The following is a 9,503-nucleotide window of genomic DNA, read 5'->3' as shown; positions in this document are numbered from 1 at the left end:
GGTACTGCAGGGGGGACCCTGTGGGAGAGTAGGACGCCGCCGAACAATTATTCCGAAAAGACCCCCTCCCGTCCGGGAGGGGGTCTTTTTGCGTTAACCTCTGCCAACACACGAACCAGAGTTTGTCGGAGAGGCGCGATCCGTTGCAGAACCTGACCCTTACCTGGCAGTCCGCCGGGGGCGCCGCGGTCGCTCTCTACGGCGGGGCGTACGCCGCCGCCAGGGTCCGGAAGCCGTCCTTGTCGGCGCTGTTGCGGGAGGCCGGCACGCTGCTGGCACTGTTCGCGCTCTGGCAGCTGGTGGGTCACCTCTCGGTGATGAGCGGGGACCACGCGCTGGACCGGGCGGATTGGATCCACCGCACCGAGTCGGCGATCGGTCTACCGGACGAGGCGTCCTGGCAGGCGGCCGTCACGCCGTACCCGGTGCTGGTGAGGCTCGCGAACTACTACTACGCGGCGATGCACTTCGCGGTGATGCTGGCGGTGCTGCTCTGGGTGTTCGTGCGGCACCGGGAGCGGTACGCGTGGGTGCGGAACACGGTGGTGATCACCACGGCGGTGTGTCTGCTGGTGCAGTTCATCCCGGTGGCACCGCCCCGGATGCTGCCGCAGCACGGGTTCGTCGACGTGGCCGCCGAGTACGGGCAGTCGGTGTACGGGGGCGCGGTGGGCGGTGTGGTGGTGGCCGACCAGCTGTCGGCGATGCCCTCGGTGCACGTCGCGTGGTGCGTGCTGGCGGCGGTCGCGGTGGTGCGGGTCTCGCGGAGCCCGCTGCGGTGGGCGATGGTGCTGCACCCGGTGCTGACCGTCGCGGTGGTCGTGGTGACCGCGAACCACTTCTGGGCGGACGGCATCGTCGCCCTCGTGATCCTGCTGTTCGCGTACGCCGCCCAGGCCCTGGTGGCACGTCGCCGGGGTCGGGCCTCCGTCGACACGGAGGTCCGACCCCGGCGCGCCCCGGCGGATCAGCCGCAGCGGGTCACTTGACGGGCAGGGCGATCCTGCCCCAGGAGCCGTTGCTGAGCGCGGAGGTGGCCCAGTACCAGGCGGTGAGCCCGGAGACGGCCGCGATCCAGCCGGCGAACTTGGCGAGGCCGCTGTAGCCGCCGAAGGCGGCGATGGCGTTCAGCAGCAGGGACAGCGTCAGCAGGCCGTAGACGGCGCGGCTGAACAGGCCCGCGCCCCAGCTGGCGGCGGTCAGGGTGAGGGCGAGCAGGGCCCAGAGCAGGAGGAACAGGCCGGCGGCGTTCTTGCCCGCCCCGCCGGCCGCCGACCAGGTCGCCCAGAAGGAGCCGAGGCTGGTGAAGGCCGTTCCGGTGAAGCCCTCGCCGCCGCGGAGCTGCCACAGGCCCGCGATGAAGAGGGTGACTCCGCCGACCAGGTGGGCGAGGTGTGCCGCGTCCCCGACCCCGGTGCCGCTCAGGACGCCGGTGGAGAGCAGGCCGTAGGCGAGCAGTGTGAGGCCGAGTGCGAGGTAGCCGAGGTTACCCGCGTCGGCTCCGGTGGAGCGGGCGTTCGTTGCCCCGGTAGCTTCGTTGCTCACCGGAGGCTCCTTTCACTTTGGGCGCGCGCAGGGCGCAGTCAACGCAGTGGTGTGGTCCGATGAGGTGGATGCGCGCGACCGCGCCGAGGGCGCACGGCTGGAGCGTGCGCGGGCTGCGGTCAGAAGTGATGGGCCGGCGGAAGAGCCGCCGGTCGTGTCCCCGCCGGGGGATTCCCCGGTGAGGTCGGTGTACCCGGCCGTACTCGCTTGTACCCTTGTGAATATAACAATTTGTGACGATGTCAGTTGTGGAACGCTCAGGGCCGACCGGGACGCCGGGGGCTGACCGGGAGACGGCGTCGGCTCACGAGGTGCGCTGGGTCGGCACCCGCAGGGTCAGGATGGCCATGTCGTCGGACGGCGGTTCCGGGGCGAAGCGCTCGACGGCGCGCTGCACCCGCATCGCGACCGCCCCGGCGGTCAGGCCGGTACAGCCCGTGAGCACCTCGGCGAGGCCGTCGTCGCCCAGCATCCGGCTGCCCTCGCGGCGTTCGGTGACGCCGTCGGTGACGCACAGCAGGACCTCGCCGGGGGAGAGCACCAGGCGCTCGGCGGTGAGGTCGAGGTCCTCCATGACGCCGAGCAGCGGCTGCGGGGTGGCGGCCCGGTCGACCTGGCCGTCGGTGCGCAGCCGGAGCGGCAGCGGGTGGCCGGCGCAGACCAGGGACAGCTCGGTGCTGCCGTCCGGGCGGGGCGTCAGCTCGCCGTAGAGCAGGGTGAGGAAGCGGCTGCGCGAACCCTCGTCCAGGATGGCCGCGTTGAGGCGGCGGAGTACCTGCGGTGCGTCCAGGCCCTCGCGGGCGAGCAGGCGCAGCGAGTGCCGGGCGAGGCCGGTGACCGAGGCGGCCTCGGGGCCGGTGCCGCAGACGTCGCCGATCGCGAAGCCGTAGGTGCCCTCGCGGATGGTGAACAGGTCGTAGAAGTCGCCGCCGACCTCGTTGCCCTCGCCGGCGGCCTGGTAGTAGACGTCGACCTCGACGCCCGGGATCTCGGGCAGGTCCGGCGGGAGCAGGCTGCGTTGCAGGGCCTGGCTGGTGGCGGTGCGCTCGGAGTAGAGGCGGGAGTTGTCGAGTGCGAGGGCGGCCCGGCGGGAGAGGTCCTCGGCGAGTTCGAGGATCTCCTGGCGGAACCGGACGCCGGCCGGGACGCCGAGCGCGAGCAGGCCGATGACCCGGTTGCGGGCGGTCAGCGGCAGGACGACGGTCTCGCCGAGCAGTCCGGCGAGTTCGGGGCTGTCGGTGAGGCCGCCGGCGGCGGCGGCCTCGGCGGGCGCCGACCAGAAGCGGACGCCGTGGGTCGGGCCGGCGTCGGGGGCCGGGGTCTTGTCGAGCAGGTCGCGCAGCGGGTCGATCCGGTCCTCGTCCTCGTGCAGGACGAAGGCGAGGCCGGCCGTGGCGCCGTGGTCGCCCTTGGTGTAGACGGCGCACCAGGAGGCGAGGGTGGGAACGGCCATCTGGGCCATCAGGGCGAGGGTCTGCTCGTGTTCGAGGGTGCCGGCGAGCAGGTCGGAGGCCTCGACGAGGAAGGACAGCGAGCCCCGGCGGAGTCGTTCGAGCTCGGTCAGCCGGGTGCTCTCGACGGCGAGGGCGACCCGGTCGGCGGCGAACTGCAGCCGCAGGGCGTCCTCGTTGTCGTAGCGGCCGGGTGCGGCGGTGGCGATGCCGAGCGAGCCGATGAGCCGGCCCTCGACCTTGAGCGGGACGGTGACCAGGGACCGCATGCCGCTGCCGGTGAGCAGGGGCAGGCCGGTCGGGCGGGCGGTGAGGTCCTCGTGGACGGAGGGCAGCCGGGCGGAGTCGTAGCGACTGCCGGTGTCGACCGGGAAGCGGGTGTGCCGGCGGTGTCCGGAGGTGAAGCCGGTGGCGGCGCGGACCTCGAACTCGGTCTCGTCGTCGGTGGTCAGCAGCAGGTACGCGGCGTCGGCGTCGAGCAGGTCGCGGGCGCGTTCGACGGTGCGCTGGAGCAGGGTGTCGAGGTCGTCGGTGGCGACCGGGCCGGCCAGCAGGTCGAGCCGGGGGCCGGTCGGGTCGGAGCGCTCGCCGGGCAGGGCGCGGGCGGGGGAGCGGAGCACCGCGCGGTCGGGTTCGAGGACGAGCAGGCAGAGGGTGGAGGGGACGCCCTCGGTGTCGCGCACGCGGACCTGGACGCCGTACACCTCGACCTCGTGGCCGTCCGCGCGGCGGACGCCGTAGCCGCCCTCCCAGCGGGCCAGCCGCAGGGTGTCGGCGAGGCCGAGGCCGCGGCCGGCGGACTGCGGCCAGACGGCGAGGTCGGCCCAGGGGCGGCCGAGGACGGTGGCGGCGGGGTACTGGAAGAGCGCCTCGGCGTCCGGGTTCCAGGCGAGGACGCGGCCGTCCTCGTCGAGCTGGACGACGGCGACGTGCACCGGGCCGGGGCCGCTGGGCAGGTCGCTGCCGGGGGTCGCGGGGACGGCGTAGCGGGTGCCGGCCACGGGGGCGGGCAGGGCGAGCCGGAACCAGACGGTCTTGCGCCCGGCCGCGTACTCGACGCCCCAGCGCTCGGCGAGGGCGGAGCACATCAGCAGGCCGCGGCCGCCCTCGCCGTCGGGGTCGGCGTAGCGGTCGGAGGAGGTGACGGGGCCGTCGCCGAGGGAGGGCAGGCCGCGTTCGGGGTGGTGGTCGGTGACTTCGATCCGGACGGTGCCCTCCTCGCGCAGGCAGCACACCTCGGCGGCGGTGCCGGCGTGGACGACGGCGTTGGTGACCAGTTCGCTGACCAGGACGACGGCGTCGTCGACGACCTCGGGCAGACCCCAGCCGAGCAGCGCGTCCCGTACGAAGCCCCGGGCGGCGGCTGCGGACCGGCCGTCGGGGTCGAAGGTGGCGGCTGCGCGCGCGGTGACCACGTTGCCACTTCTCCTCTGCTGCTCTGGCCTTGACTGTCCGGGGCGTGGCGCCGACTCCCGGTGCGTGCCGCCGGGGTGGCGGCGCTGGGTCGGGTCATGGCCCGGTGCAGCGCTCCACCCTACTTTCCGCTTGGTTCCCCGTGGGGGCGGGGCGTTGAAACAGGCACCTGAGAGTGATTCTGCCCACCTGTTTCGGACGGTCGGCTACCAACCGGGCGCAACCGGCCGTATACCCGGCGCCGGTGCTGCCAGACTGGGGGGTCCGCGACGGCCGGTCGGAGCAGTACGGTCGATGCGGGTGCCGGTGTGCCGCGTGGGGCGCCGGTGCGCAGCCCGACCGGGCCGGTGCCCCGGTGCGTGCCGTACCGGCACGGACGGTCACCGGAAAGTTCACGATGTGGGAGGGGCCCGTTGAGTTCGGCCACCAAGGACGCAACCGGTACGACGCCGCCCGTTCCGCGCGGTGGGCGGTCCGGGACCGCGCCGCGGAACGCGGCCGGCCGGCGAGTGAGCCACAACCGGGGGGCGGAGCCGGCCGAACTGCGGAAGCTGTTGGCCGCGCTGACCGCGATGCGGGACGGCAACTTCCGCCGCCGGCTGACGGTTCCGGGGGACGGGCCGCTGGCGGAGATCGCCGCGGTGTTCAACGAGGTCGCCGAGCGCAATCAGCACCTGACCGGAGAACTGGCCCGGGTGCGGCGGGCGGTGGGCCGCGAGGGCCGGCTGAACGAGCGGCTGGAGACCGGCGCGGGCGAGGGCGCCTGGATGGCGGCCGTCGACAACTGCAACGCGCTGATCGACGATCTGGCCCGTCCGATGGCCGAGGTGGGCCGGGTGCTCTCCTCGATCGCCGAGGGCGACCTGGACCAGAAGATGGAGCTGCGCTCGCTGCACAGCAACGGGGTGAGCCACCCGCTGCGCGGCGAGTACCTCAAGATCGGCCGGACCGTCAACGGGCTGGTGGACCAGCTCTCGGAGTTCACCGACGAGGTGACCCGGGTGGCCCGCGAGGTGGGCACCGAGGGCAAGCTGGGCGGCCAGGCCAAGGTCCGCAGTGTGTCCGGCAGTTGGAAGGACCTGGCGGATTCGGTCAACACCATGGCCGGCCGGCTGACCGCGCAGGTGCGCAACATCGCCCAGGTGACCACCGCGGTGGCCAAGGGCGACCTGTCCCGCAAGGTCACCGTCGAGGTGGCCGGCGAGATGCTGGAGCTGAAGAACACCGTCAACACGATGGTGGACCAGCTGAACGGGTTCGCCGCCCAGGTCACCGGGGTGGCCAGGGACGTGGGCACCGAGGGCCGGCTCGGCGGCCAGGCGCAGGTGCCGGGCGTGGCCGGGGTCTGGCGGGACCTGACCGACTCGGTGAACTTCATGGCCGACAACCTGACCGGCCAGGTGCGCAACATCGCCCAGGTGACCACGGCGGTGGCGCGCGGGGACCTCTCGCAGAAGATCGAGGTGGACGCGCGCGGCGAGATGCTGGAGCTGAAGAACACCATCAACACGATGGTCGACCAGCTCTCCGGCTTCGCCGAACAGGTGACCAGGGTGGCCCGCCAGGTGGGCACCGAGGGGCGGCTCGGTGGCCAGGCGCAGGTGCCCGGGGCGGCCGGGGTGTGGCGCGACCTGACCGACAACGTCAACTTCATGGCGAACAACCTCACCGATCAGGTGCGCAACATCGCGCAGGTGACGACCGCGGTCGCCAAGGGCGACCTGTCGCAGAAGATCCAGGTGGACGCGCGCGGGGAGATCCTGGAGCTGAAGAACACCATCAACACGATGGTGGACCAGTTGGGCGCCTTCGCCGACGAGGTCACCAGGGTGGCCCGGGACGTCGGCACCGAGGGCATCCTCGGCGGTCAGGCGAGCGTGCCCGGGGTGTCCGGGACGTGGAAGGACCTGACCAACAGCGTCAACCTGATGGCCAACAACCTGACCAGCCAGGTCCGCAACATCGCCGAGGTGACCACGGCGGTGGCGCGCGGCGACGTGTCGAAGAAGATCACCGTCGACGCCCGGGGCGAGATCCTGGAGCTGGTGACGACCGTCAACACCATGGTCGACCAGCTGTCGGCGTTCGCCGACGAGGTGACCCGGGTCGCCCGCGAGGTGGGCACCGAGGGGATCCTGGGCGGCCAGGCGCGGGTGCGCGGGGTGTCGGGGATCTGGAAGGACCTGACCGACAACGTCAACTTCATGGCCTCCAACCTGACCGGGCAGGTCCGCAACATCGCCGAGGTCGCCACCGCGGTGGCCCGCGGCGACCTGTCCAAGAAGATCACCATCGAGGCGCAGGGCGAGGTCGCCGCCCTCGCCGGGACCTTGAACACCATGGTCGACCAGCTCTCCTCCTTCGCGGTGGAGGTGACCAGGGTGGCCCGCGAGGTCGGCACCGACGGCACCCTGGGCGGTCAGGCGAGCGTGCCGGGCGTGGCCGGCATCTGGAAGGACCTGACCGACAACGTCAACCTGATGGCCAACAACCTCACCGGCCAGGTCCGCAACATCGCGCTGGTGATCACGGCGGTGGCCCGCGGCGACCTCTCGCAGAAGATCGACGTCGACGCGCGCGGCGAGATCCTCCAGCTCAAGACCAGCATCAACACCATGGTCGACCAGCTGTCGGCGTTCGCCGACGAGGTCACCCGGGTCGCCCGCGAGGTGGGCACCGACGGGCGGCTCGGCGGTCAGGCCCGGGTACCCGGCGTGGACGGCACCTGGCAGGACCTCACCGAATCGGTGAACGAACTGGCCAACAACCTGACCCGGCAGGTGCGCGCGATCGCCCAGGTCGCCACCGCCGTGACCAGGGGCGACCTGAGCCTGCGGATCGACGTGGACGCCGCGGGGGAGCTCGACGAGCTCAAGGACAACATCAACCAGATGATCGCCAACCTGCGCGAGACCACCCGCACCAACCAGGAGCAGGACTGGCTCAAGACCAACCTGGCGCGGATCTCCGGCCTGCTCCAGGGCCGCCGGGACCTGGAGGCCGTCGCCTCGCTGATCATGACCGAGCTGACCCCGGTGGTCTCCGCCCAGCACGGCGCCTTCTTCCTCGCCCAGCCGGCCGGCCGCACCGCCGAGCTGATCACCGAGGACGACGACGAGAACGACACCGTCCTGCGGCTGATCGGCAGTTACGGCTACCAGCGGCGCGCGATGCCGACCACGTTCCGGCCCGGCGAGTCGCTGATCGGGCAGGCCGCGGTGGAGAAGCGGGCGATCATCCTCAAGGAGGCGCCGCCCGGATACCTCAAGATCGCCTCCGGCCTCGGCGAGGCCTCGCCGGCCCACATCGTGGTGCTGCCGGTGCTGTTCGAGGGCCGGCTGCTGGGCGTGATCGAGCTGGCCACCTTCAGCTCCTTCACCACCGTCGCGCTGGACTTCCTCAACCAGATCGCCGACCTGATCGGCGTCACCGTCAACACCATCAGCGTCAACACCAAGACCGAGGGCCTGCTGCTGGAGTCCCAGCGGCTCACCGCCGAACTCTCCATGCGATCCGCCGAGTTGGAGGCGCGCCAGGAGGAACTGGAGCGCACCAACGAGGAGTTGCAGGAGAAGGCCGAGCAACTCGCCCAGCAGAACCGCGACATCGAGATCAAGAACAGCGAGATCGAGGAGGCCCGGCAGGTCCTGGAGGAGCGCGCCGAGCAGCTCGCCCTGGCCTCCCGGTACAAGAGCGAGTTCCTCGCCAACATGTCGCACGAGCTGCGCACCCCGCTCAACTCGCTGCTGATCCTGGCCAAGCTGCTCTCCGACAACAACGAGGGCAACCTCTCGCCCAAGCAGGTCGAGTTCGCCGACACCATCCACGGCGCCGGATCCGACCTGCTCCAGCTGATCAACGACATCCTCGACCTCTCCAAGGTCGAGGCCGGCAAGATGGACGTCCGCCCGGCCCGGATCGCCCTGGTCCAGCTGGTCGACTACGTCGAGGCCACCTTCCAGCCGGTCGCGCTGGACAAGAACCTGGACTTCGCCGTCCGGGTCTCGCCCGCCCTGCCGGTCACCCTGCACACCGACGAGCAGCGGCTCCAGCAGGTGCTGCGCAACCTGATCTCCAACGCCGTCAAGTTCACCGACGCCGGCGCGGTCGACTTCTCGATCTCCCCGGCAGGTGCGGAGGTCCCGCAGCACGTGCGCGAGCGGCTGCTGGAGTCCGGCTCGATCAAGGACCCGGATGACGAGCTGATCGCCTTCGCGGTCTCCGACACCGGCATCGGCATCCCCGGCAACAAGCTGCGGGAGATCTTCGAGGCGTTCAAGCAGGCCGACGGCACCACCAGCCGCAAGTACGGCGGCACCGGGCTCGGCCTGTCGATCAGCCGCGAGATCGCGCGGCTGCTGGGCGGCGAGATCCACGCCGAGAGCGAGCTGGGCAAGGGCTCCACGTTCACGCTCTACCTGCCGCTGCGCACCGAGGCCCCGGACCCGACCCAGGTCGAGCGCCCGGTCGTGTCGAGCGTCCCGGCGCTGCGCGCCTCCGTCGGCGTGACCCCGATCGGGGTGCCCGTGCCGGTCGGCGAGAACCCGGCCGACCACTGGGCCCAGGAGGTCCGCGAGCTGGCCGAGGAGCGCCGCCGCGGCGCGGTGGAGCGCCGGCGCAGCGCCTCCCTGGAAGCCGCCGCCGGGGCCCGCCCGGTGGAGCCCGCGCCGCCCCGCCCCAGCCGCAGCGACGTGCGCTTCGACGGCCAGCAGGTGCTGATCGTGGACGACGACGTCCGCAACGTGTTCGCCCTCACCAGCGTGCTGGAACAGCACGGCCTGACCGTCCTGTACGCCGAGAACGGGCGCGAGGGCATCGAGATGCTGGAGCAGCACGAGAACGTGGCGCTGGTCCTGATGGACATCATGATGCCGGAGATGGACGGCTACGCGACCACCGAGGCGATCCGCCGGATGCCCCAGTTCGCCGGCCTGCCGATCATCGCGCTGACCGCCAAGGCGATGAAGGGCGACCGCGAGAAGTCGCTGGAGGCGGGCGCCACCGACCACATCACCAAGCCGGTGGAGACCGACCACCTGCTGGCGGTGATGCGCGAGTGGCTGCGGGCGGACCGCGCGTAGCGCCAGGGGAGGG

At 71.9% G+C, this 9,503-nt stretch carries 4 protein-coding genes; 2 read left to right on the top strand and 2 right to left on the bottom strand.

The window, feature by feature from the left end:
- Positions 1-143: 143 nt before the first annotated feature.
- The gene (locus tag ACIO9K_RS32230; protein ID WP_400335122.1) at positions 144-989 is read left to right on the top strand and encodes a phosphatase PAP2 family protein; all 846 of its coding nucleotides are present in this window, start codon (positions 144-146) and stop codon (positions 987-989) included.
- Here the strand turns inward: ACIO9K_RS32230 and ACIO9K_RS32225 are convergent.
- Positions 982-1,545 carry a GPR1/FUN34/YaaH family transporter gene (locus ACIO9K_RS32225; RefSeq protein ID WP_400335120.1) on the bottom strand — a complete coding sequence of 188 codons (564 nt, stop codon included), beginning with the start codon at positions 1,543-1,545 and terminating at the stop codon, positions 982-984. The two genes, ACIO9K_RS32230 and ACIO9K_RS32225, sit on opposite strands and share 8 nt — an antisense overlap.
- A 304-nt stretch (positions 1,546-1,849) precedes the next feature.
- On the bottom strand, positions 1,850-4,411 hold the full coding sequence (locus ACIO9K_RS32220) for a SpoIIE family protein phosphatase (RefSeq protein WP_400335118.1): 2,562 nt from the start codon (positions 4,409-4,411) through the stop codon (positions 1,850-1,852).
- 570 nt (positions 4,412-4,981) lie between these two features.
- Between ACIO9K_RS32220 and ACIO9K_RS32215 the strand changes: the two genes are divergently transcribed.
- The gene (locus ACIO9K_RS32215; RefSeq protein WP_400335128.1) at positions 4,982-9,490 is read left to right on the top strand and encodes a HAMP domain-containing protein; all 4,509 of its coding nucleotides are present in this window, start codon (positions 4,982-4,984) and stop codon (positions 9,488-9,490) included.
- The last annotated feature ends 13 nt before the right edge of the window (positions 9,491-9,503 follow it).

This window comes from Kitasatospora sp. NPDC087271, assembly GCF_044744605.1.
In the GTDB taxonomy this organism is placed as follows: domain Bacteria; phylum Actinomycetota; class Actinomycetes; order Streptomycetales; family Streptomycetaceae; genus Kitasatospora.
The sequence above is the reverse complement of the archived record's forward strand: the minus strand, read 5'-3'. Positions and strand labels throughout refer to the sequence as shown.

Coding starts and splice junctions, on each gene's coding strand:
- ACIO9K_RS32215 (WP_400335128.1), top strand. CDS start 4,982: ATGCGGGACGGCAACTTCCGCCGCCGGCTGACGGTTCCGGGGGACGGG.